The organism is Neomesorhizobium albiziae (genome assembly GCF_900114255.1).
GTDB lineage: Bacteria > Pseudomonadota > Alphaproteobacteria > Rhizobiales > Rhizobiaceae > Neomesorhizobium > Neomesorhizobium albiziae.
Window position 1 is genome coordinate 298,497 of the sequence record NZ_FOSL01000005.1, and the last position, 20,718, is coordinate 319,214.

Consider the following 20,718-nt stretch of genomic DNA (forward strand, 5'->3'; position numbering starts at 1 on the left):
TCCCCCCTTGTGGGGGAGATGTCCGGCAGGACAGAGGGGGGCAACGTAGAACAGTCCCTGTCCGGGAGCGAAAAACTCCTGGCAAGGAGCACTGACAATGGACCCATTCGTCCTCAAGACTCTGAATGCAGAACGCCGGGCTCGCCGTGCGGCGATCCTGGTGACTGATCTCGGCGACGGCCGCGACCGGGTGGTGAGGGAAGGTGACGCCGTTGCAGGCGCGCTGGGCGAGGCGATCGCCAAGGCATTCCGGTCGGGAAGTTCCGGTTTGGTGGAAGCCGAGGGGCTGACCTTTTTCCTCAATGTGCATGTGCCGCGGCCGCGGCTGGTGGTGATCGGCGCGGTTCATATCAGCCAGGCGCTGGCGCCGATGGCCAAAATCGCCGGCTACGACATGGAGATCATCGACCCGCGCACCGCATTCGCCACCGACGACCGCTTTCCCGACGTGGCGCTGCATGCGGAGTGGCCGGAGGATGTGCTGAAGCGGCAGCCGCTCGACGGCTACACCGCGCTTGCGGCGGTGACGCATGACCCCAAGATCGACGATTTCGCTGTCAAGGCCGCACTCGACGCCGGCTGCTTCTATGTCGGGGCGCTGGGCAGCCGGAAAACGCATGCCAAGCGCGTCGAAAGGCTGCTGGCGCTGGGGGCCGGCGCCGAAGCCATCGAGCGCATCCACGCGCCGATCGGCCTCAACATCGGCGCCGCCAGCCCCGCCGAGATCGCGGTTGCCGTGCTTGCCGAGGTGATCCAGGCGCTGCGGTCGCGCGGATCGGGCCGTGACGCTAAAGGTGAAGCGGCGTGAAGTTCGGACCGGTTGCAATCGCCAAGGCCGAAGGCGCGGTTCTTGCGCATGCCTTGACCACGGGCGACCGCCGCTTCCGCAAGGCGCATGTGCTGAGCGCAGACGATGTTGCGGTGTTGCGCGCCGCCGGCATCACCGAAGTGATCGCGGCGGTGCTGGCGCCAGACGATCTTTCGGAGGATCGCGCCGCCGAGAAGATTGTGGAGGGGCTGACTTTCGGGAATATCGAGACGAAGGCTGCGGCCACCGGCCGCGTGAACCTGCACGCCCTGTCGTCGGGTGTCTTCACCGTCGACAAGGCGCTGATCGACGCCATCAACGCCGTCGACCCGGCGGTCACGGTCGCCACCGTCGCCCAGCACGCGGCGGTCGAAAGAGGCCAGATGGTGGCGACGGTGAAGATTATCCCGTTCGCCGTGCCTGCCGATATCGTTGCCAAGGTCGTTGCGCTGTCTGCCGGCCGCGAGGCTTTCGCGGTGCATTCCTATCGGGCGCTGAAGGTCGGCCTCGTGCAGACCGTTCTGCCGGGCATCAAGGACAGCGTGCTCGACAAGACGGTTAAAATCACGCAGGCGCGGCTGCAGCGTTCGGCAAGCCGCATCGTCGGCGAGCGGCGCCCGCCGCATCGGCCCGAGCCGGTGGCCGAGGCGATCCGTTCGCTGGCTGGCGAAAGCGACATGGTGGTGGTGTTTGGAGCCTCGGCGATGAGCGATCCGGGCGACGTCATTCCAGCGGCGATCGAAGCGGCGGGCGGCAGTGTCTTGCGGACAGGCATGCCAGTCGACCCCGGCAACCTGATCGTGGTCGGCGAATTCGGGGGCAAGCCGGTTCTCGGCGCGCCAGGTTGCGCGCGCAGTCCCAAGGAAAACGGCTTCGACTGGGTGCTCGACCGGTTGATAGCCGGCATCGACGTCACCGATGCCGACATCGCGGGCATGGGGGTCGGCGGGCTTTTGATGGAAATCCCGACGCGGCCGCAGCCGCGCGAAGCTGTTCGCACCACTGCGCGCAACGCGGTTCATGCCGTCGTGCTGGGAGCTGGCCAGTCGAGCCGCATGGGCGGCCCCAACAAGCTGCTCGCGCTGTTTGGCGGACAGCCGCTGATCCGCCGTACGGTGGAGCGCGCGACGGCAAGCCATGTCGGCGGGACCGTAGTGGTGGCCGGTCATCAGGCCGACCGCGTGCGCGCCGCACTTTTCGGCCTCGACCTGACCTTTGTCGAAAACAGCGCCTACCGAACTGGGCTTGCCAGTTCGCTGAAGGCCGGTATCACGGCGCTGCCGGACGGCGCCGCCGGCGCCTTGGTCGTACTTGGCGATATGCCGGACGTTTCGTCGACCGATCTCGACCGTCTGGTCGCCGCGTTCACCGCGGCAGGCGGCACCTCGATCGTGCGCGCGACGCACAATGGTAAGCGCGGCAACCCGGTCATCCTGCCGCGTTCGGTATTTCCGGCGGTGGCGATGCTTGAAGGCGACACCGGCGCCAGGCATATCGTGGAGCAGGAAGGCCTGGCGGTGATCGACGTCGAGATCGGCGCCGGTGCCAGCGTGGATGTCGACACACCGGAAGCGCTGCGTATGGCCGGCGGCGTTCTGCAGGATTAGCCGTGAACACTACAAGTGTTAGCGCTCTTTCGCGCCCCCCTCTGTCCTGCCGGACATCTCCCCCACACGGGGGGAGATTGGCCGGCCGCCATCTTGGCCTTCCTTTTGCAACATCGAAAATTGAGGCAACCGAAAATGAAGGCGTGATCTCCCCCCGTGTGGGGGAGATGTCCGGCAGGACAGAGGGGGGCAACGTAAGGAGCAAGCCGAGAAGATTCACCCACTTCTTTGCCACCGCGTTTACGGCACTTTTTCTTGCCTCGGCCGCCCACGCGCTCACGCTTTCGTCGCAGAAGGACGATCTGTTCGCCTATCCCGGCATCCTGTCGAGCAAAGACAATGGGGCCTTTTCCGTCGTCGATTACCAGGAGAGCCGCGACATCGACAAACGCGACCAGGTGCCGGAACGGCGGGTCAAGGCGAAATATGTATCGCTTGGCGTACGCCGGCAGCAGCAGGACCTGATGCTGAAAACCGCCGCTGGCAATGTCCGCCATGTCGCGGTTGGCCGGGTGGAAGGGGCCAAGCTTATCGTCATCTACCTGCATGGGCAGGGCGGCAGCCGCAAGCAAGGCGTCGATGACTTCACCTTCGGGGGCAATTTCAACCGGGTGAAAAATCTCGCCGCCAACAATGGCGGGCTTTACCTGTCGCCGGATTTTTCCGATTTCGGTGATGAGGGGGCGGCTGAAGTCGCCGCGCTGATTTCGCACTATGCGGAAAAATCGCCTGGCGCTCCGGTCTTCGTCGCTTGCGGCTCGATGGGGGGAGGGCTGTGCTGGGATCTCGCGGGGAACAGCAATATCGCGAAAAAATTGGGCGGGCTGCTGCTGCTCGGCTCGCACGGAGACGACGGCTTTTTCGGCAGTGCGGCGTTCAAGCGCAAGGTGCCTGTGTTTATCGGACAGGGCAGCAAGGATACGGTGTTTCCCGTCAAAAAGCAGGAAGCGTTTTATCGAGCAATTCGCGCAAAATCAGCTGGTTATCCCGTGAAGTTCGTGCGTTTCGAGAACGGCACCCATGGCACGCCGATCCGCATGATGGACTGGCGCGAAACGCTGAACTGGATGCTGGCAGTGCGTTGAAATGGTAGGCCATATCGATCCGACCCGGGAGAAATTCGGCGCGTTCCGCGCATTGCCAGACGACGGCCCGGTTCACATGCTGAACCTGATCCGGCTGCGGGATCGAGCGGAATATGCGGATGGCCGCGAAGCGAGCGGCGCGCAAGCCTACGCTGCCTACGGCCGCGAGAGCGTACCGGTGTTCCGCGGAGTCGGTGGCCGCATCGCCTGGAGTGGCGATTTCCGGCTGATGCTGATCGGTCCGGAGACCGAGCGCTGGGACATCTGCTTCATAGCCGAATACCCTTCCGCTGCTGCCTTCATCGCGATGGTCAAGGATCCCGAATACCAGAAGGCCGTGATCCACCGGCAGGCTGCGGTCGCCGACTCACGGCTGATCCGGATGGCGCCGAAAGCAGCCGGCGCCGGATTTGGCGAGTAGCCACAGGTCAGTCAGGCATCACATCGAGCAGCGGTGACGTTCCTCCATGACGCGCGTCTCGCTCATGGCGGTGTGTCGTAGTCGAGCACCGTTTCGTGGTTGATTTCGCCGTCATGGGCGGCGTCGACGTCGTACTTGACCAGCGAAAAATTGCCGTCTCGGAAAATCCAGCGGCCGATCGACGATGCGTCGCCGACGCCGCGCCATTTGTTGAAAGACTCGATCGACTTGGTTTCGGGCGAATATTCCGAGTTTATCAGCTGGTCGTCCACACGGTAGCCGATGATGTTGACGGCTTCGACCTTGCCTTCGAAATCGTCATTTTCATAGTGGATGTCGAGTTCGGGCGTGGTGAACTGCAACTGCCGCATCTCGCCGGTGTCGTCGGCGAAATAGTAGACTTCCATTGTGTTGTAGGCGCCCGAACCGCAGGGGAAGCGGAACAGGCGCGCCTGGCGTTCAGGATCGGTTTCGCTATCGGATTTGTAGTGGAAGCCGATGACGTGCTCGCTCGGGTTGGCGGCGCCCGCTTCGGCGTCCGGTTCGAGTGTCTGGCAGGTATCGGTATAGTCCGCGGCAAAACGCTTTTTGACCGCCTCCAGCATTGCATCCTGTTTCGGTGGCGGCGGAGCATCGCCGCAGCTCGCCGGCAACGCTTCCGCAAGTCCGCCGTCGGCGCGCTTCAGCGCGCCCCTTTCCAGCTGCAACGGCACGAAAGGCGTCGACTGGATCTGTGGATTGGCAAGCCTTGCCGTGTAGCAGCCGGCAAAGATGGTTTCGCTGCCATCCTGGGCGACCGCCCTGATCGCGGTGGGAACTGAATAATAAATACTGCCGGCTGCCCCTTCCTCTGAAACGGTGCCGGTTTCGACCTCGACGCGCGCCGTCCTGGCATAGCCTTCGGCGAAGGCGGAAAAGTCCTCTGCTGGCTTCTCGTCGCCGAAATAATCCCAGGCGCGGCCATATTCGCCGCGGCTGATCGCGTTGTAGAGCGAGCGCACCAGTTCGGCGGCATCGGAACGGTTGTCGAGATAGGGCGGCTGCTGTTCCTGCGCGGCGGCAAACGGGGCCAGCGAGCAGGCAAGGGCGGCTGCAGCAACGGCGAGGCGAGGCGCATTCATCGCGAATCTCCGAACGATGGCCAAGTCTAGCACCGAATGCGGCAGCCTGGCGGCGGCCCTACGTCCGCCCTCGTGGCGTGGATGATCCGCGCGATGATCTGGGCCGGCGTGTCATGCGGTATACGCCAGCTAGCTTCGGCTATCCCCGGCGATGTGCAATCTCAGCGTTCCGCCATTTCGTGGGCAATGCGGGGAAAATCCGCGGGCTTGACGCCGATATCGGCGCGGTCGGCGTTGCTCATCGAACTGAGCACCGCAAGGGCGGCACGATAGCGCAATTCTTCTTTCGGGCGGGGGCGGGCGAACAAGTCTGTAAAGAACCCCATGATCCAGGCTCCTGTTGGGTCCTCCCACCGCAATAAATAGGCGATTCCAAAAAATTGTGCAGTGCAGCATCCGCATGGCTGCCATGCCGACCTGCCGCGCCCTGAGAAAAACGCGGCGGCTCTGAAACTTTTTCAAGCGTTACGCCGTTGGCATATTTGCCGGCTAGCGCCGGCTTTCCTCGCCATCCTGGCGAAATTCCGGGCTGCTCGCGCAGCCCGGCTTTTTGGAGGAGAAAAAGGGCCGGAATTCTCTCCATCGCGTAAATTGCGCAGCATCTGCGGCAACGAATCTTAACCAGCCTTGCCTACGGTCCCATGCATCGGTGAGGCAAGTTTTCGGCGAGGAATGATGGGCACAAACGGCAAGCACGATTTTGCTTCGTTGCTTGATGATCTTTTTCGGGCGCCCGAGCCGGAAAAAGATTTCGAGAAGCGCCCAACCATTCCTTTCGACTATCTTTCGGTGGCGGACGAATTGCACTCCGGCCGAATCAAGGTCGCTAACGAAGCGGCGGCGGAATATCGCGATATCGCGGCCGCGCCGGAAATGGCGTTCGACGCTTTGCTTGCTGCGGCGGAACTGCCGCCGGTCGCTGAACTGCCACCCATCGAGCCTGAAGCGATCGCCCGCGAACTCGGACTGGAGAAACTGAAGGCTGTGCGCGATTTCAGCCGGGTCCGACGCGATTTCGCCTTCCGCAACCATCCCGACCGTGTCGCACCGCATCTGCGGGAGCGCGCCATCCAGCGGATGCAGGTGGCGAACGTCTTGATAGACGAGGCCAAGCGGCGGGCGCTCGCCAAGGTCCGTTCGTAAGTTCTACCGGGACAACCATTTCAGGATCAGCGTCTCTTCTTCATCGAGACTGGACAGGGGCTTTCGGAAGGAGCGACGGGCAGCCAGTATTTCCTCGGCCAGCTTGCCCGCTTCCCAGGTCTCCATGACACGCGGATGGATGTAGCATTTGCGGCAGACAGCGCGGGTGTTGCCCAGCCGGTGCGCCACCTGGTCGATGAGACGGTTCATCACGCGGCGGCTTGTCGCCTTGCTGTCCGGCGGCGGCTCCAACGCAAACAGCGTGGCGGCGTGGATCGTGCCGCCCCAGGTGCGGAAATGCTTTGAGGAAAAATCGGCGCCCGTCGCCTCGCGAATGTAGTCGTTGACGTCCTGCGAGCGGATCGCGCGGCGGCTGCCATCGCTGTCGAGATACTGGAACAGGTGCTGGCCCGGAATATCCTGGGCGCCGCGCACGACCTTGGCGATGCGGCGGTCGGCAAGCTTCAGGCGCCATTCCTTGCCGGATTTGCCCTTGAAGGTGAAGCGCAGCGTTGCGCCGGTGATTTCAACGTGGCGGTCGCGCAGCGTGGTGAGGCCGAAACTCTTGTTGTCGCGGGCGTAGGCGGCGTTGCCGACGCGGATCATGGTGTTGTCGAGCAGCCAGACGATCGAAGCGATGACACGCTCGCGTGGCAGCCCGCGCCGTCGCAGGTCCGCGTCAACCCGGGCGCGCAACCGGGGCAGGGCTTTGGCGAAGGCGACAAGGCTCGAATATTTCACCTCGTCGCGGCAGGTCGACCAGCGCGGATGGTACCGGTACTGCTTGCGGCCGCGCTGGTCGCGGCCGGTCGCCTGGATATGGCCATCCGGCTCCGGAGAGATCCACACGTCGGTCCAGGCCGGTGGGATGGCCAGGCCGCGGATGCGGGCCAGTGTCTCGCCCTCGCCGAGTTTTTTTCCACCCGGAGCGAGATAGAAGAAGCGCCGCGGGCTGCCCTTGCGGCGGATGCCCGGTTCTTCGTCGCTGGTATGGATGAGCGATGCGCGCCTGGCCGAGGCTTCCGGCATGGGCAGGACTTTTTCGAGCGGTTTGGGGCTGTCCAGCACAGGAACTCCGACGGGAGGCGATCCGCACGGTAACCGTTGTCGGGAATGTTGGTTCCACCGGGCCTCTAGCCGGACGCCGGAAACAGGTCCTCAGGCGTCCGAACCTTCGCCTTCCGTCGATTTGGCTTGGCTGTCATGGTCGATCACGCCGAAATCCTGCGACTTGATGCCGGAACCGGCCGTCAGGAAACCCTCGGAGGCCAGGCCGCGCCGCAGAAGTTCGCGCACGGCAGCGGCGCGCGACGGCATGCGTTTTTCGAAACGCCAGTTCTCTAACGCCTGGAGTTCTTCGCCGCTCAGCATGACCTGCAAACGTTCAGGCCTCTCAAGGTCAGCCATCTTAGACTTCCTCAAAAATAGTCCAATACGACGAATGAGTAATCGACCTATTCCACCCATTCTGTATCCGATCGCCATATTGATGCAATGTCATTTTTGGGGCCACCTGCACATCTTTGGATCAATGAGCACATGGGTATATATTAGATGGTGCCTAAACCTACTAACTTATTGAAAAAACTAGCAAATTTTTCAAAATTTGCCTTGCTTTCGACAAGAGGGAGGTGCATTGTGCTGGCACAGTGGAAAGACGCCGAAGTGAAGAGGGACTCACGAGGCCCAACTGCGGAGGTGTGTCATGCGAAGGATCTTGTCCAACCAACTTCAGGACGATTTGGTAGCGAGTTTCCGTACCGAGTTGCAGAAAAACCGCATCATCAATATTCCGGTGCTCGCCGAACAGATCCGCATTCGCAACGAGGCCGAGAACGTCGCCCTTGAGGACATTTCCGAATGGCTGATGCATTACGCCAAGAGCGTCAGCGCGCCCATGGTGTTTGAAAAGTCGCCGCTGGACGCCTGAGGCGCTGAGAATTTTGGAGCGGAGTGCCGGGTTAACTCAGCGCTCCGCTCTTGTTTTAGCCATTGCGCGACGCCAGGTATTTCCATCCGCCTACGGAATATTAGCGTAGACTGTAGTGCTTGAAGGATTGACGAAGAAAATTCCGTGCATTGCGCTCGAATTGACGCTGTAGCAGAGTATAGAAGAAAAGATATGCATGGTATGATCGCTCCTTTGTTTGGAGGTGGTCATGGCTGCAAAACATATCATCGTCGTTCACGGCAGGGACATTAAACCGGCAGGTTCCGAACTTACGGCGCTTGCCAGGCAGGCTCTGGCGCGCGGGCTCGAGCGGACAGGCAAGGCGGCCACCGCAAACAAGCTGAAGCAGGGAGGTATCAAGTTCTCGTCCGCCTATTATGGCGACATCAACAACGAGATCGAAGCCTCCTTCAGCAAGAAGACGAAGGCGCTGCTGACCGCGCAGAACGACGCCGCATACACTTTCAAGCCATGTTTCCCGAGTGCGGCGCTGAAAGACGCGTTCAAGCGCACCGACGCGATAAAAACCTTCAACCTGGCGTCCTATCGCCAAGTGCTCAAGATTGCCGACGACTGGCGTTTTCTCGACGAAGCGGCTGATGCGGCGAGCATGTTCGGCAGCCTGCTGACATTCGGTCTGCTCAACACACTCCTGATCGACACGGTGAAATCCGACCTGACCGCCTACCTGACCTCGCAGGTGGTCGGCTCGAGGGTCCGCCAGCGACTGCAGGACGTGTTGCAGCCGTCCATGGTTGCCGGCGACGACATCTGCCTCATCACCCACAGCATGGGCTGCATGGTGGCTTACGACCTCTTCTGGAAATACTCGTTCCGCAGCGAATACGAGTCCATGCGCAAGCCGAAGAAGCCGGTCAGCCTGTGGGTGACGCTCGGCTGTCCGCTTGGCGAGCTCGGCGTGCAGCGCAACCTTCTCGACGCACCGGCGCTGGAAGAGGAAAAATACCCGCGCAACCAGTTTCTCGACTGGGTGAACGTCTATGCCGAAGACGACTACATAGCGCACGCCGAGCGGATGCGGACCGCTTTTGCGAAAATGCTTGCCAGGAAATTCTGCCGGGCGATTTCCGACAAGAAGATCCACAACTGCTGGCACTACGTCGATGTCAAGAAGGGCAATCTGGTCTCAAACCCGCACGATCTCTACGGATACCTCATGCACCAGGACACGGCAGGCTTCGTAGCACAGTGGGCGGGGTGAACACGCCCCCCTCACAGCGGAATGTTGTCGTGTTTCTTCCAGGGGTTCTGGAGGTCCTTGTTCCTGAGCATGCGCAGCGCCCGCGCTACCCGGCGTCGGGTCGAATGGGGCATGATGACCTCGTCGATGTAACCGCGCTCGGCGGCGACGAAGGGTGACAGGAAGCGGTCCTCATAGGTCTTTGTGTGGGCGGCGATCTTGTCCTTGTCGCCGATGTCCTTGCGGTAGATGATCTCGACCGCGCCCTTTGCCCCCATCACTGCGATCTGCGCCGTCGGCCAGGCATAATTCATGTCGCCGCGCAGATGTTTCGAAGCCATCACGTCATAGGCGCCGCCATAGGCTTTTCGCGTGATAACCGTGATCTTCGGCACCGTCGCCTCGGCATAGGCGAAGAGCAGCTTGGCGCCGTGCTTGATCAGGCCGCCATATTCCTGCGCCGTACCCGGCAGGAAGCCGGGCACATCGACGAAGGTGACGATCGGGATGTTGAAGCAATCGCAAAAGCGGACGAAACGCGCCGCCTTGCGGGAGGCATCCGAGTCCAGCACGCCGGCCAGCACCATCGGCTGGTTGGCGACGAAGCCGACGGTGCGCCCTTCGACTCGGCCGAACCCGGTGACGATGTTTTTGGCGAACGACGCCTGGATTTCGAAGAAATCCGCCTCGTCGCAGGTTTTGAGGATCAGTTCCTTGATGTCGTAGGGCTTGTTGGCGTTGTCCGGAATGAGGCGGTCGAGCGACAGGTCGTGCTCGTCGACGCTCTGGTAGTTCTCGATCTCCGGCAATTCGCCGGTGTTCGACTGCGGCAGGAGGTCGATCAGCCGGCGCATCTGCAGCAGGGCCTCGACATCGTTGTCGTAGGCGCCGTCGGCGATCGACGATTTGGTCGTGTGCACGGACGCGCCACCGAGCTGTTCGGCGGTCACCGTCTCGTTGGTGACGGTTTTGACGACATCCGGGCCGGTGACGAACATGTAGGACGTGTTGCGCACCATGAAGATGAAGTCCGTCATCGCCGGCGAATAGACGTCGCCGCCGGCGCACGGCCCCATGATGAGGGAAATCTGCGGGATGACGCCCGACGAAAGAACATTGCGCTGGAAGATTTCCGCGTAACCGCCGAGCGCTGCCACGCCTTCCTGGATGCGGGCGCCGCCGGCATCGTAAAGGCCGACGATCGGTGCGCGGTTGCGCAGCGCCATCTCCTGCACCTTCACCACCTTTTCGGCATGGGCTTCCGATAGCGAGCCGCCGAACACGGTGAAGTCCTTGGCGAAGACGAAGACGGTGCGGCCGTTCACGGTGCCCCAGCCGGTGACGACACCGTCGCCGGCGATCTTCTGTTCGGACATGCCGAAATCGGTGGAGCGGTGCTCGACGAACATGTCGAACTCCTCGAACGTGCCTTCGTCGAGGAAGATGTCGATGCGTTCGCGGGCGGTGAGCTTGCCTTTGGCGTGCTGGGCATCGATGCGGGGCTGGCCCCCGCCGGCGCGCGCCACGGCGCGGCGGCGTTCGAGCTCGTTCAGCACTTCCTTCATGGCGTTTCCCTCGGCAATTGTTTTGCCAGCGGTGTTAGCACGCCGGCAAAGTCGCGCAAACGGGTACTACAGCCCGCTGAACATCGGAGCAGGGAAGGCGGAAGTGCGCTTCTACCAATTGCCGGTGTTGGCCATCGAGGCCCATGGCTCGGCTTTTTCCTTGGCCGGGCCTTTCTGCAACAGCTCGATGGAAATACCGTCGGGCGACTTGATGAAGGCCATGTTGCCGTCGCGCGGCGGCCTGTTGATGGTGACGCCGCTGTCCATAAGCCGCTGGCAGGTGACGTAGATATCGTCGACCTCGTAGGCAAGGTGGCCGAAGTTGCGGCCGCCCTTGTAGTCTTCCGGGTCCCAATTGTAGGTCAGCTCGACCAGCGGCGCCTTGTTGGTGATGCCGTCATGTTCATCCTCCGGCGCGGCAAGGAAAATCAGGGTGAAGCGCCCCGCCTCGTTCTCGTAGCGACGGACTTCCTTCAATCCGAGCTTGTTGACGTAGAAATCAAGCGACTGGTCGACGTCGGCGACACGGACCATGGTGTGGAGATAACGCATCCTGCCATTCCCTGTTTGAAAATATTTGCCGGAACATAGGGCGGGTGGACAGGTTGCGGCAAGCTTCGGCTGGTAGAAAAAGGGCTGACGGTATTTCGTGTGTGAATGTTGAAAAGTCCTTTGCGGCTCTTGCACATACCGGAATGCCGAGTGCTATTCTCCACTACAAGAATCAGTTGTAGTGTTTCGAAGAAAGGGTGCGTTCGGATGGGGGACAAAACCTCTTTCGCGGGGCGCAGCGTGTCGGGGGGCGACGCGTTGACCCGGGACGAAGCTGGCGATCACGCCGGCTTGGTCGAGATATCCGGCGCCATCAAGTGGTTTGACGTTGCCAAGGGCTATGGCTTCATCCTGCCGGACAGCGGCGGCATCGGCGACGTGCTTCTCCATGTGACCTGCCTGCGCCGCGACGGCTTCCAGACCGCGCTCGAAGGCGCCCGCGTCGTCTGCCTGGTAAAGCAGGGCGAGCGCGGTATGCAGGCTTTCCGCGTCATATCAATGGACAACTCGACCGCCGTGCATCCCGCAGAAATGCAGGAGCAGCGCACCCATGTCGCGGTGACGCCCGAAAGCGGCCTGGAACGCGCGCTGGTCAAATGGTTCAACCGCACCAAGGGGTTCGGCTTCCTCACCCGCGGCGAGGGCACGGAAGACATTTTCGTCCACATGGAGACGCTCAGGCGTTACGGCGTCACCGAGCTTCGCCCCGGCCAGGTCGTCCTGGTGCGTTTCGGACGTGGCGACAAGGGTCTCATGGCGGCCGAAATCCACCCCGATATAGGTACTTTGCCGGTCGCGCACTGAAAGCCGCGCCCCCGGCTGACTGGCAATGCCGATGTCTCGAAAAATCTGGCTGGCCGCAGGCGCGATTGCCGCCGCGATCGTCGCGGCGTTTCTCTATTTCAATGTGCAGGAACAGACGGCAGGCGGCGACACCGCAATGCTGCTTCCGGTCGACCCGGCGCCGCTGGTCATCGAGACGAGGACGGGCAAGATATCCTTCAGCATCGAGGTGGCCGGCAGTCACGACGAGCGTGAACGCGGGCTGATGTTCCGCCAGTCGATGGATGACGATCACGGCATGCTGTTCGTGTTCGAGGCGACGCAGCCGCTTGCCTTCTGGATGAAGAACACGCCCATGCCGCTCGACCTGATCTTCATTGGCCAGGATGGCGTGGTGAATTACATCGGACACGGCGAGCCAATGTCGGAAGCCGTTATCGGCGGACCGGAACCCGGCCGTTTCGTGCTTGAACTAAAGGCGGGCATCGCCGAAAAAGCCGGTATCGCCAGCGGCGACCGCGTTCGCCATCCAGCAATCGACAAGGTGACCGGCGCTACAGGCTAGACCGCTCACCAGGCAGGGCAAGCATGCAATTTTTCTCTCATGACGGCTTCGACTTCGCGTTCATCGACCGGGGCGAGGGCGATCCCATCCTGCTGATCCATGGTTTCGCCTCCACGCATTTCGTCAACTGGGTGTCGCCGGGCTGGGTGAAGACGCTGAACGATGCGGGATACAGGGTGATCGCCTTCGACCATCGCGGCCATGGCCAGACGTCGAAGAGCTACGATCCTGCAGCCTATTATCCCGACAGGATGGCCGGCGATGCCGCCGCCCTGCTTTCCTATCTCGGCATCGACCGGGCTCATGTCATGGGCTATTCGATGGGCGCCCGCGTCGCCGCTTTTCTGGCGCTGGCCGAGCCGACCATGGTGGCTACAGTGATTTTCGGCGGCCTGGGCATCGGCATGGTCGACGGCGTCGGCGACTGGGACCCGATCGCCGACGCGTTGATGGCTGACGATCCCGAGACCGTCACGCATCCGCGAGGAAAGATGTTTCGAACATTTGCCGACAAGACGAAGAGCGACCGCCGGGCGCTGGCGGTCTGCATCGCCAATTCGCGCGAACTTTTGAGCGAAGCCGACATGGGACGCATCACCCAACCGGCGCTGGTTGCAGTCGGCGGCAGGGATGACATCGGCGGATCGCCGGAGGAACTGGCCGGGCTGATGCCGAATGCGGAAAGTTTTCGCATCGATGGCCGCGACCATATGCTTGCGGTGGGCGACAAGGCGTTCAAGCAGAAGGTGCTGGAATTCCTGAAAAAACATCCGCTGTAGCGCGGCCGGGGTAGGGGCAATGGCACCGTGTTTCGACTGCCCCGGTGGAGCAAATTTGACATTTGATTCCCGCTTGACGGAGAACTCGATATCAAATGTCAAATTGTAAGCTCCACTGGATTCAAATGTTTAGCGAGTGGTCCTTTGATTCCGACATTTGCTCGAACGCCCACCCCCAAAGGGATGCAAATGTCGGAATCGGACCACTGGCGTCGCCGGCACCGGTCTTGCCCCGACCGGGCAATTGCTAAATAAATATAATAAATGACAAAGGCATGGAGGGCGGCTTGAGCGGACCGCATATGACCGAATTCACCGGAGCCGAAGGCAACCGGCTTGCCGCCGACATATGGGACGGGCGCGGGCACCCGGTGCTGTTTTTCCACGGTGGCGGGCAGACCCGCCGGGCGTGGGATGCCACCGCCAGGCGTGTTGCGGCGGCCGGTATGCGGGCGATAACGGTCGACCAGCGCGGTCACGGCGAAAGCGAATGGGTAAAGAGCGGCAATTATACCTTTGCCGATTTCGCCGACGACGTGGCTGCGGTGGTGCGCCAGACGGCAGAAAAGTTCCACGCCGCACCCTCGGCGGTCGGTGCATCGCTGGGCGGCCTGTCGTCGCTGACGGCGGAAAGCCGGCACGGGCCATTGCTCGATTCACTCGTGCTGGTCGATATCACGCCGCGCATGGACCCGGATGGCGTCGCCAAGGTGCAAGGCTTCATGGGCGAGCGCATGGCGGAAGGTTTCGCCACGCTGGAAGAGGCGGCAGAAGCGATCGCCAGCTATCTGCCGCACCGCAAGCGGCCGACTTCGCTCGATGGCTTGCGCAAAAACCTCCGTCGTTCGCAAGACGGGCGATACCGCTGGCACTGGGACCCAGCTTTCATGACCAGCGAACGCAACATCAATCTCCACGCGCGCGAATTGATGGAAGAGCTGATGGCGGGGCTGCCTGGCCTGCACCTGCCGGTGCTCCTGGTGCGCGGCATGCAGTCCGAGCTGGTGCACGAGGCCTATGCGCGCGAATTCGTCGAACTGGCGCCTTCGGCGAATTATGTTGATGTCGGCGGCGCGGGTCACATGGTGGCCGGCGACAAGAACGACATTTTCTGCGGCGCCATTCTGGATTTTCTCACCGACCGAGAGGCAGCGTAAGGCCACAAAACAAGCGCCGCCGAAGAAAAACTCCGGCGGCGTTCTTGCCTTCAGGCGGCTACATGCCGAGCTGACGGTCGCGGTCCTGCCACAGTTCAAGCAAGGCGAGCAGGGCCACGCAGGCGCCGAGCGCGATATGCCAGTTGCGCAGCATGCCACCATAGTTGAGCACAAATGGCGCAACCATGACCCAGATGCCGCCGAGGAGGGAGAGAAACTCCTGCCAGCGGCGCAGCGAGAACTGCTCGAGCGCGCCGAGCACGAAGATTGCCGCGCCGACCACGCCGGTGATGGCGATGACGGTAGGCGTTGCGGTTGCATCGATGACCATCGGCGAAATCATGATCGCGGCGCCGAGGATCATCGACAGGATGTCCTCCCAGCGCCGATGCGCCATAAGGCCCGACGGCATTTTGTCGAGGGTTGCCATGACGATACTCCTCTCAGGGCTACTTTTTGAGCGTAGCTCAGGCGCCAGCGAGGATGATGCGTGTGGTTGCCGAACTCCTCAACCGGGCGTCCGTACGCACTAAGAATATTATCCCAAACAATCCCGAAAAAAGCAATGAAATCTGTGTCGCATGCCCTGTCGCAGGCGGCCGTCGGGCCGTGACAGGCCTGAGCTAGCCGAGCCTCGCAAGCGAGCGGGCGATGTTTTCGCGCGCTTGTTTCTCGCGGCCTTGCCGGAAAATTTCCGAGTGGAAGATGAACGGGCGCTGGAGAAAGCCCTTCAGCACGGCCGCCCGTCCGGCACGCCAGGTTGGTTCGTCGACCCAGCCATATTCCTGTCGCACCGCCTCTTCGTACGCATCGAATTCGGCGGGCGGCGCGCCGAGGATCGACAGGTCCATGTCGAGGAAAAGTGCCGCATCCCGCCGGGCGGTTTCATCGGCGAAGTCGGGTATCCGATGCGTGGCGGTCGCCTCGATCATTCCCGCGATGCGCCGCAGCCGTTCCGCCACCACCCGGCCGGACAGACGTTCGGTGGCAAGTTCGGCGCTTTTCTCCTCATTGTCCTTGCGTGTGCTGTCGTAGACAGCGTCATGAAACCAGATCGCGGCTTCCACCGCTTCCGGATCGGCCAAATCCGCGCGGTGATGCTTGGCCAGCGCCAGCAGGACCTCGATGTGGGCGAGGCCGTGATAGTGGCGCTCGGGCGCGCCGTAGAGCTGGGAAAGCTCCTTCTTCAGGCCGTCGTCGACGAGAGGCATGCGTGCACCCTATCGGCCGGCAAAAACGGGCTTGCGGCGAGCGGTGAAGGCGGCGCGGCCTTCCGCATAGTCGGCGCTGTCGAACGTCTCGTCGCCAAGGGTCTTTGCACGCATGGCGTCGGCAGCATCACCTGAAAGAACCGCCCGGATGGCGGCTTTCGACGCGCGGTTTGACAGCGGCGCATTGGCGGCGATTTCTTCAGCGAGCATTGCTACCCGCGCCTCGAATTTTGCCGTCTCCACGATCTCCAGCAGGAAGCCGGCGGCAAGCGCTGCCTGTGCGTCGATGCGTGCTCCAGAAAAGGCGAGATATTTCGCCATCTGTGGTCCGGAGGCGTGCACGATATCGGCCATGGCGTCATGCGGATAGGCGAGGCCGAGTTTCGCGGCCGGCACCGAAAACAGTGCGTCGGGGGTGGCGATGCGCAGGTCGCAGGCTGCGGCAAGCCCGAAGCCGCCGCCGAAACAGATGCCACGGATCGCCGCGACGACCGGAATGGGCGCATTGCGGAAGGCAGCGAAGGCGGCGGAGTTGGCGGCCTCGTAGATGCGTGCTGTCGCCGCATCGCGGCGCACGTTGTCGAACTCGCCGATATCGGCCCCAGCGCAGAAATCATCGCCCGCGCCACGTAGCACGATGACGCGAATTTCGCGGTCGCCGCTCAATTCAGTCGCCAATGCGGCCAGTTCATGCCACATGGCCAAGCTGACGGCGTTCTTGTGCGATTTGCGGTTGATCGTGACGATTGCGATGTTGTCGCGCCGCTCGACCAGCAAAGGTTTGTTTTCTCTGTCAGCCTGAATTTCCATGAACCAAATCCATTTGAGCGCCGCTTAAGGAAAATTGAGTTCAACCGCCCTATATTCTGGCGTATGTATCACGTCCAAACAGGCAGGCCGCAAGTTACGGAGACGGTCCCATGAATTCCATCAGCGCATCGCGCAGCAAATTGCAGCCGATCGACCCGATCTGGAGCGCCATCCGTGCCGAGGCGGAAGAGGCGGTCGCGCGCGATCCGCTGCTGGCGGCGTTTCTCTATGCGACCATCCTCAACCATGACAATCTGGAAGATGTGGTCATCCATCGGCTAGCCGAACGCCTCGACCACCAGGATCTCAGCGCCGACCTGATCCGCCAGACATTCAAGGAAATGCTGCGCGACAATCCCGACTGGTCGACGACCGTGCGCGTCGACATCCAGGCCTATTACGACCGCGACCCGGCCTGCGACCGTTTCCTGATGCCTGTCCTCTACTTCAAAGGATTTCACGCCATCCAGACGCATCGTCTGGCGCACTGGTTGTGGAACGGAGGACGCAAGGATTTCGCCCTCTATCTGCAGAGCCGCTCGTCGTCGGTGTTCCAGACCGACATCAACCCGGCTTCGCGCATGGGCAAGGGCATCTTCATCGACCATGCGACCGGGCTTGTCGTCGGTGAAACGGCGGTGATCGAGGACAATGTCTCGATCCTGCACGGCGTGACGCTCGGCGGCACCGGCAAGGCCGGCGGCGACCGGCATCCGAAGATCCGCTACGGCGTGCTGATCGGCGCCGGCGCCAAAATCCTCGGCAATATCGAGGTTGGCCATTGCTCGAAGATCGCCGCCGGTTCGGTGGTGCTTTCGCCTGTGCCGCACAACAAGACGGTCGCCGGCGTGCCGGCTAGGGTGGTCGGCGAGACCGGCTGCGACCAGCCGTCGCGGCAGATGGACCAGTTGCTGCCGTCGCAGTCGATGGATCACGTCGTCAGCTTCGACATCTGAGAGATCCGTTTGCTAACTCTACTGCGGCGGCCAACTCACCGCAGCGCGTTATCAAACAGCCTCCGAGGCGTCAGCGCGCGAGAACCAGCGCCCAATAGCGTCGGCCGCTGCCTTCCGCTGCGGCATAAGCCAGCCCGTATCTGCTGAAGCGCGGGTCGAGCATGTTGCGGCGGTGGCCTGACGAATTCATCCACGCCTGGAAAAGGCTCCCCAGATCTTTCTGTCCGTAAGCGACGTTTTCGGCAGCGGCGCCGCGGATATCGTTTTCCCGCAGGCGCGACCGGAAATCCCGTCCGAGCCGGGTCGTGTGCGACATCCTCTGTGTCTGCGCCATGTAGCCGGCCTGCTCGAGTGCCGCCCGTTGGAGCGCCGGATCGGCGGAGAGGGCGGTGAGACCGTTTTGAGACCGGATACTGCCGAGGTAAGCGCCCGCTGAAACCGCGCCACCTTCGCCGATCGGCCGCACGGTTCCGCAGGCTGCCAATGCGAGAAGCCCGGCAATGGAAGCGGCGCGCAGCAACCTGCCGTGTGCCGCGGTGCGCGGATATTCTTTCATGACGACCCCACTTTTCGTTTGCCCCGTGATCCCCTCAGATCATGGCTTTTGGTTGGCGGTCGGCTCATGATGCTTCTCCACCGGATCGCCGGTGCCGCCTTTACATCGCCATTGTTGGCATGCCAGAAGCGCCCTTCAAACCCGCAGCGCCCGTGTCCGGATGGACGCGCAAGGGGCGTTGTAGCACTCTAGATGTCAGCAAGACCGTTGCCGGAAACCGATTCGGGTTTTCGGGAGCTTGCGCCCAGCCGCGACCGGAGAGAACCGTTGAAGCCCGAAGAAATCAGAAAACTCGACGCCTATTTCAAACGCACCTTCCAGAATCCCCGCCTGGAAGTGAAGGCGCGGCCACGCAAGGAAGATTCCGCCGAACTCTACATCGGCGACGAATTCCTTGGCCTCGTCTACAAGGATGAGGACGACGGCGACTACAATTTCTCGATGGCGATCCTCGACATCGACCTGTAGGCACCCGCCTGCCGGTCAGTGGCCGGTTTTCAGGAAATCCGCGGCGGTCGCTCGCACCGCCGCGTCGAGCGCCCGCCAGCCCGGCAGCAATTCCTTGGGGAAACGGTAGGACAGGCTGAGATTGTCGCCTACCAGGATGTCGCGCTCGCAGGGCGCCAGGGATTGGGCAGCATTTTCGCCGGAAAGGCAGCGGGCGACGAAGGGCGCTTCGCCGTTCCGTTCGGCCACCGCCAGAACCTCGTTCACATAGCCCGACTTTTCCGTGAAATCGTAGAGCGTGACGCCGCCCTGGCCCGGGGTGCCCGGCTGGGCGATCAATGCGCTGTAGATAGGGTCGAAGCGGCCACTCATGTCGCGCGACATCATCTGGCTCTCGAAGGAGAGGAACAGTATCTTCTTCTCGGCGCCGACATGGTTGAAATCGTCGCGCGTGGCGGCCGAATAACCGGTCATTGCGGGCCAGCGAAGATAAAGATCGAGCCGCTCGGCGATACCGTCGCGGCGGGCACGCTCGAAGCGGATGGCGTTTGCCGGCACCGTCAGCACATTGTTGCCGATGACGATCTCGTGGATCGTCCTATCCTCGGTGTGCCCGGCAAGCGCGATCGACTGACCGAACCATTTTCCAGCGATGCTGATGCCGATCGACAGCACCGCGAGTGCGGAAAAAGCATAAAATGCGCGCACCATGAAGGAATCGGGCGCCTTCACCTGGGGTTCGACGAGCGCCTGCGCCTGCTTCATATTCCGATTCCCGGGTGTTTTCGGAGCCGTTGTGTCCAAACAGCACAATGGCCGTAGCGGAATCGACTGTGCTTTCTCATGGTAAATGGACGGTAAACATGGGCGTGGGGAAGCCCGTCGGATTTTTCCGAAAACGGCTGCGCACTTTTCGTCCGATGTTCTAGGCTAAACAGGCGGCTACAGCGCGTCATGCCGGGATTCGGCGGATGCGCTGTAGCTCTTGTTTGTGCATGTCGCGTCCCCCGAAACCGAGGACACTTTCGGGCGACATGCATTGGAGCCGCGACAGCCTGAGGGAGCAGCAATGCCGATCTACGCACTTGATGGAACAAGCCCGCAATTCGATGACCGGGAAAGCAACTGGATAGCGCCCGACGCGACGCTGATCGGCCGCGTGCGGCTGGGGCGCAACGCCGGAATCTGGTTCGGCGCCGTCATCCGCGGCGACAACGAGCCCATCGAGATTGGTGAAGACACGAATGTGCAGGAACACACGGTGATGCACACCGATCCCGGCTTTCCGCTCAGCATCGGCAAGGGCTGTACGATCGGCCACAAGGCGATGCTGCATGGCTGCATTATCGGCGACAACAGCCTGATCGGCATGGGGGCGATCGTTCTCAACGGCGCGAAGATCGGGAGGAATTCGCTGGTCGGCGCCGGCGCCCTAGTGACCGAAGGAAAAGAATTTCCGGACGGCTCACTGATCGTCGGCGCCCCGGCCAAGGCGGTGCGCGGCCTCGACGACAATGCGATCGCCATGTTGCGTGGTTCGGCCGAACATTATGTCGCCAACGCGCGCCGGTTCATGGCCGGTCTCAAGCCTGCCTAGGGTCCCGATTCTGAAATTCGCATGAATCCGATATCAGGGCAGTTGCGAATTTCAGAATCGAAAGGACACTAGGTTGTAGTGACGATTTAATTATTTGAGCCAGAGCATGATGCTGACGAGCTTTACGAAGCCGAGGAATGTGGCGGCGAGTTTGTCGTAGCGGGTTGCGATGCGGCGCCACTGCTTGAGTTTGGCGAAGAATCCCTCGATCCCCCAGCGCTGCCGGTAGGCGATCTTGTCGTAGCTGTGCTGGTATTTGCGATGGCGGCGTGGCGGGATGACGGGCTGGCCGCCTTCGTCGAGGATGGTGTCGTGGAGGCTGTCGGCGTCATAGGCGCGGTCGGCGATGACTTTGCCGGAGGCAAGCCCGGTGACGAGGCCGCAAGCCGGCGCCATGTCGTTC

The 20,718-nt window shown here is 61.9% G+C and carries 26 protein-coding genes; 14 read left to right on the forward strand and 12 right to left on the reverse strand.

The annotated features are described in order from the left end of the window. Window positions 1-97 precede the first annotated feature (97 nt). From F3H98_RS11730 to F3H98_RS11750, 4 genes are all read left to right on the forward strand, one after another. A complete protein-coding gene (locus F3H98_RS11730) occupies window positions 98-808 on the forward strand; it encodes an XdhC family protein (RefSeq protein ID WP_149760311.1) in 711 nt (236 codons plus the stop codon). After that, window positions 805-2,415, forward strand: coding sequence for an NTP transferase domain-containing protein (locus F3H98_RS11735; RefSeq protein WP_149760312.1), 1,611 nt, complete (start codon window positions 805-807; stop codon window positions 2,413-2,415). The genes F3H98_RS11730 and F3H98_RS11735 overlap by 4 nt, the downstream gene beginning before the upstream one ends. A gap of 167 nt (window positions 2,416-2,582) precedes the next feature. Then, entirely contained in the window at window positions 2,583-3,500 is a 918-nt protein-coding gene (locus F3H98_RS11745; RefSeq protein ID WP_425294834.1) for an alpha/beta hydrolase, read from the forward strand. A 1-nt stretch (window position 3,501) separates the two neighbouring features. After that, entirely contained in the window at window positions 3,502-3,921 is a 420-nt protein-coding gene (locus F3H98_RS11750; RefSeq protein ID WP_149760313.1) for a DUF1330 domain-containing protein, read from the forward strand. A gap of 62 nt (window positions 3,922-3,983) precedes the next feature. Here the strand turns inward: F3H98_RS11750 and F3H98_RS11755 are convergent, their stop codons facing one another. Both F3H98_RS11755 and F3H98_RS11760 read right to left on the reverse strand, forming a co-directional pair. Beyond that, the gene (locus F3H98_RS11755) at window positions 3,984-5,042 is read right to left on the reverse strand and encodes a DUF1176 domain-containing protein (protein WP_149760314.1); all 1,059 of its coding nucleotides are present in this window, start codon (window positions 5,040-5,042) and stop codon (window positions 3,984-3,986) included. A gap of 161 nt (window positions 5,043-5,203) precedes the next feature. After that, the gene (locus tag F3H98_RS11760; protein ID WP_149760315.1) at window positions 5,204-5,368 is read right to left on the reverse strand and encodes a DUF1127 domain-containing protein; all 165 of its coding nucleotides are present in this window, start codon (window positions 5,366-5,368) and stop codon (window positions 5,204-5,206) included. A gap of 346 nt (window positions 5,369-5,714) precedes the next feature. On the opposite strand from F3H98_RS11760, the gene F3H98_RS11765 reads away from it, so the two are divergent. Beyond that, window positions 5,715-6,185 carry a hypothetical protein gene (locus F3H98_RS11765; RefSeq protein WP_342211608.1) on the forward strand — a complete coding sequence of 157 codons (471 nt, stop codon included), beginning with the start codon at window positions 5,715-5,717 and terminating at the stop codon, window positions 6,183-6,185. Between the two features lie 3 nt (window positions 6,186-6,188). Here F3H98_RS11765 and F3H98_RS11770 read toward each other — a convergent pair whose 3' ends face one another. Together F3H98_RS11770 and F3H98_RS11775 are read right to left on the reverse strand one after the other, a co-directional pair. Next, the gene (locus F3H98_RS11770) at window positions 6,189-7,214 is read right to left on the reverse strand and encodes a DNA topoisomerase IB (RefSeq protein ID WP_149760369.1); all 1,026 of its coding nucleotides are present in this window, start codon (window positions 7,212-7,214) and stop codon (window positions 6,189-6,191) included. Between the two features lie 129 nt (window positions 7,215-7,343). Next, window positions 7,344-7,592 carry a hypothetical protein gene (locus F3H98_RS11775; protein WP_149760316.1) on the reverse strand — a complete coding sequence of 83 codons (249 nt, stop codon included), beginning with the start codon at window positions 7,590-7,592 and terminating at the stop codon, window positions 7,344-7,346. Between the two features lie 298 nt (window positions 7,593-7,890). Here F3H98_RS11775 and F3H98_RS11780 point away from each other — a divergent pair, with 298 nt between their 5' ends. Next, window positions 7,891-8,115 (forward strand): hypothetical protein, encoded by a 225-nt coding sequence (locus F3H98_RS11780; protein ID WP_149760317.1) that lies wholly within the window; start codon window positions 7,891-7,893, stop codon window positions 8,113-8,115. Window positions 8,116-8,344: 229 nt separating this feature from the next. Beyond that, entirely contained in the window at window positions 8,345-9,358 is a 1,014-nt protein-coding gene (locus tag F3H98_RS11785; RefSeq protein WP_149760318.1) for a hypothetical protein, read from the forward strand. Window positions 9,359-9,369: 11 nt separating this feature from the next. On the opposite strand, the gene F3H98_RS11790 is transcribed toward F3H98_RS11785, so the two are convergent. Beyond that, window positions 9,370-10,902 (reverse strand): acyl-CoA carboxylase subunit beta, encoded by a 1,533-nt coding sequence (locus F3H98_RS11790; RefSeq protein WP_149760319.1) that lies wholly within the window; start codon window positions 10,900-10,902, stop codon window positions 9,370-9,372. Between the two features lie 111 nt (window positions 10,903-11,013). Beyond that, the gene (locus F3H98_RS11795; RefSeq protein WP_149760320.1) at window positions 11,014-11,454 is read right to left on the reverse strand and encodes a VOC family protein; all 441 of its coding nucleotides are present in this window, start codon (window positions 11,452-11,454) and stop codon (window positions 11,014-11,016) included. A gap of 207 nt (window positions 11,455-11,661) precedes the next feature. On the opposite strand from F3H98_RS11795, the gene F3H98_RS11800 reads away from it, so the two are divergent. The 4 genes from F3H98_RS11800 (at window position 11,662) to F3H98_RS11815 (ending at window position 14,738) form a co-directional block, all read left to right on the forward strand. Beyond that, on the forward strand, window positions 11,662-12,258 hold the full coding sequence (locus F3H98_RS11800; protein WP_149760321.1) for a cold-shock protein: 597 nt from the start codon (window positions 11,662-11,664) through the stop codon (window positions 12,256-12,258). 31 nt (window positions 12,259-12,289) lie between these two features. Further along, window positions 12,290-12,802 (forward strand): DUF192 domain-containing protein, encoded by a 513-nt coding sequence (locus tag F3H98_RS11805; RefSeq protein WP_149760322.1) that lies wholly within the window; start codon window positions 12,290-12,292, stop codon window positions 12,800-12,802. A gap of 23 nt (window positions 12,803-12,825) precedes the next feature. Further along, the gene (locus F3H98_RS11810) at window positions 12,826-13,581 is read left to right on the forward strand and encodes an alpha/beta fold hydrolase (protein WP_149760323.1); all 756 of its coding nucleotides are present in this window, start codon (window positions 12,826-12,828) and stop codon (window positions 13,579-13,581) included. A gap of 302 nt (window positions 13,582-13,883) precedes the next feature. After that, window positions 13,884-14,738: an alpha/beta fold hydrolase gene (locus tag F3H98_RS11815; RefSeq protein ID WP_149760370.1), complete on the forward strand. Its 855-nt coding sequence runs from the start codon at window positions 13,884-13,886 to the stop codon at window positions 14,736-14,738. 58 nt (window positions 14,739-14,796) lie between these two features. On the opposite strand, the gene F3H98_RS11820 is transcribed toward F3H98_RS11815, so the two are convergent. The 3 genes from F3H98_RS11820 to F3H98_RS11830 form a co-directional block, all read right to left on the reverse strand. Then, window positions 14,797-15,168 (reverse strand): SPW repeat domain-containing protein, encoded by a 372-nt coding sequence (locus F3H98_RS11820; protein ID WP_149760324.1) that lies wholly within the window; start codon window positions 15,166-15,168, stop codon window positions 14,797-14,799. A 193-nt stretch (window positions 15,169-15,361) separates the two neighbouring features. After that, entirely contained in the window at window positions 15,362-15,949 is a 588-nt protein-coding gene (locus F3H98_RS11825; RefSeq protein ID WP_149760325.1) for an HD domain-containing protein, read from the reverse strand. Window positions 15,950-15,958: 9 nt separating this feature from the next. Then, window positions 15,959-16,759 carry an enoyl-CoA hydratase-related protein gene (locus F3H98_RS11830; protein ID WP_149760326.1) on the reverse strand — a complete coding sequence of 267 codons (801 nt, stop codon included), beginning with the start codon at window positions 16,757-16,759 and terminating at the stop codon, window positions 15,959-15,961. Window positions 16,760-16,869: 110 nt separating this feature from the next. Here F3H98_RS11830 and cysE point away from each other — a divergent pair, with 110 nt between their 5' ends. Then, the gene (cysE, locus tag F3H98_RS11835) at window positions 16,870-17,715 is read left to right on the forward strand and encodes a serine O-acetyltransferase (RefSeq protein ID WP_149760327.1); all 846 of its coding nucleotides are present in this window, start codon (window positions 16,870-16,872) and stop codon (window positions 17,713-17,715) included. Window positions 17,716-17,785: 70 nt separating this feature from the next. On the opposite strand, the gene F3H98_RS11840 is transcribed toward cysE, so the two are convergent. Next, a complete protein-coding gene (locus F3H98_RS11840) occupies window positions 17,786-18,271 on the reverse strand; it encodes a CAP domain-containing protein (RefSeq protein WP_149760328.1) in 486 nt (161 codons plus the stop codon). A 267-nt stretch (window positions 18,272-18,538) separates the two neighbouring features. On the opposite strand from F3H98_RS11840, the gene F3H98_RS11845 reads away from it, so the two are divergent. Further along, on the forward strand, window positions 18,539-18,739 hold the full coding sequence (locus F3H98_RS11845; RefSeq protein WP_149760329.1) for a DUF3126 family protein: 201 nt from the start codon (window positions 18,539-18,541) through the stop codon (window positions 18,737-18,739). Window positions 18,740-18,754: 15 nt separating this feature from the next. Here the strand turns inward: F3H98_RS11845 and F3H98_RS11850 are convergent, their stop codons facing one another. Next, window positions 18,755-19,483: a hypothetical protein gene (locus tag F3H98_RS11850; RefSeq protein ID WP_149760330.1), complete on the reverse strand. Its 729-nt coding sequence runs from the start codon at window positions 19,481-19,483 to the stop codon at window positions 18,755-18,757. A 304-nt stretch (window positions 19,484-19,787) separates the two neighbouring features. Here F3H98_RS11850 and F3H98_RS11855 point away from each other — a divergent pair, with 304 nt between their 5' ends. Then, window positions 19,788-20,315 (forward strand): gamma carbonic anhydrase family protein, encoded by a 528-nt coding sequence (locus F3H98_RS11855; protein ID WP_149760331.1) that lies wholly within the window; start codon window positions 19,788-19,790, stop codon window positions 20,313-20,315. A gap of 90 nt (window positions 20,316-20,405) precedes the next feature. On the opposite strand, the gene F3H98_RS11860 is transcribed toward F3H98_RS11855, so the two are convergent. Then, the coding region (locus tag F3H98_RS11860; protein ID WP_149760332.1) for a transposase at window positions 20,406-20,718 on the reverse strand (313 nt) is incomplete at its 5' end.